The sequence below is a fragment of the Protofrankia sp. CiP1_Cm_nod2 genome (assembly GCF_920664355.1).
Lineage (GTDB): Bacteria > Actinomycetota > Actinomycetes > Frankiales > Frankiaceae > Protofrankia.
In genome coordinates this window covers 1-1628 of record NZ_CAKKTL010000091.1, presented here as the reverse complement: position 1 = coordinate 1628, position 1628 = coordinate 1, and the positions used below count along the sequence as shown (strand labels likewise).

Sequence of the window (1628 nt, the reverse complement as noted above, 5' to 3'; positions counted from 1 at the left end):
GGGCCGGGCGCCGGTAGCCGCGGCGCCCACCGTACCCGCGGGCTGTACCCGCGCCGTACCCGCGGGCCCCGCGTCGGCGGGCAGGCGATACAAGCGGGCATCGGCGCGAACTTCGAGGCTTCCGTTCCACACCTGCTCCGGACGCGGCCGCCTACAGATGCGACCGCATGGCACTGAGCAGATGCCTCAGGTCGACCGGTTTGGTGATGTAGTCGGTCGCGCCCGCCTCGAAGCTCTTCTCCCGGTCGCCCGGCATCGCGTTCGCGGTCAGCACCACGATCGGCAGGGCGGCGAAGGCGGGCATCTGCCGGATCGTCGACGTGGTCTCGTTCCCGTCCAGGCCCGGCAGCATCACGTCCATCAGCACCAGATCGATCATCGAGCCCTCCTGCTGGAGCAGCCGGATCGCGTCGTGGCCGTTGTCCGCGTACAGCACCCGCATGCCGTGCATCTCCAGCGCGCTGGTGAGGGCGAACACGTTGCGGACGTCGTCGTCGACGACGAGCACGGTCGTGCCGACCAGCGGGTCGGTCTCGTCCAGCCCGCTGACGGGCTCGCGGCGGGCGAACTCCTCGGGCGCTTCGGTGAGGAAGGAGGTGCCGGTCGCCATCGGCCCCGTCGCGCCCGGAACCGAACGTGACGAACGTCGTGCTGCCGGCACCGGCACCGACACCGCGCCCGGCTCCTCCGTGGCCGACCCGTTCCTGACCGGTCCGTCCTTGCCCGGTCCCGCCCGGCCCGGCCAGGCCATGGTGGCCGGCCCCCCCGCCAGCCGGGATTCCTCCAGCGCCTGCCTGCCCTGCATCCCGGCCAGCCGGTGCGACGCCGCCGCGCGGGGCTCCCCGGACAGCATGATGATTCCCTCGTTGTCCCCGGGGGTGGTGGAGGGCAGGACCTCCGAGGGCATCACCGACGGTACGTACAGGGTGAAGGTGCTGCCCTGGCCCACAGCGCTGGCGACCCCGATGGCCCCGCCGAGCAGCCGCACGAGCTCCTTGCTGATCGACAGGCCGAGCCCGGTCCCGCCGTAGCGGCGCGACGTCGTCCCGTCCGCCTGCTGGAAGGCCTCGAAAATCATGCGGAGCTTGTCGGACGCCACCCCGATACCGGTGTCGGACACGCTGAACGCCAGCACCACCGGCGCGGCGGACAGGCTCGGCGCGGTGAACTCGATCTCGTCGGACGCGACGGTGACATCCAGCCGCACCTCACCGGAATCGGTGAACTTCACCGCGTTGGACAGCAGGTTCTTCAGCACCTGCTGAATGCGCTGCTCGTCGGTGACGAATTCCGCCGGGACGTCGTTGGCGACCGTCACCTCGAATGACAGCCCCCGCTCCTCGGCGAGCGGGCCGAATATCTGCGCGACCGCGTCGCAGAGGGTCGTGGTGCGGACGGTGGCGGCCTCGACGTCCATCTTGCCGGCCTCGACCTTCGACAGGTCGAGAATGTCGTTGATGAGCTCGAGCAGTTCGGAACCGGCCGAGTGGATCGTCTCGGCGAAATCGATCTGCTTGGCGCTGAGGTTGGCCTCCGGGTTGTCGGCGAGCAGCTTCGCCAGCAGCAGCAGGCTGTTGAGCGGTGTGCGCAGCTCGTGGCTCATGTTCGCCAGGAACTCGGTCTTGTAC

At 69.9% G+C, this 1628-nt stretch carries 1 protein-coding gene; it reads right to left on the bottom strand.

Annotation, left to right across the window (positions count from 1 at the left end):
* Nucleotides 1-151 precede the first annotated feature (151 nt).
* Nucleotides 152-1628 (bottom strand): ATP-binding protein (locus NBW84_RS12120; protein WP_250284602.1); only part of this gene is annotated, 1477 nt, incomplete at its 5' end.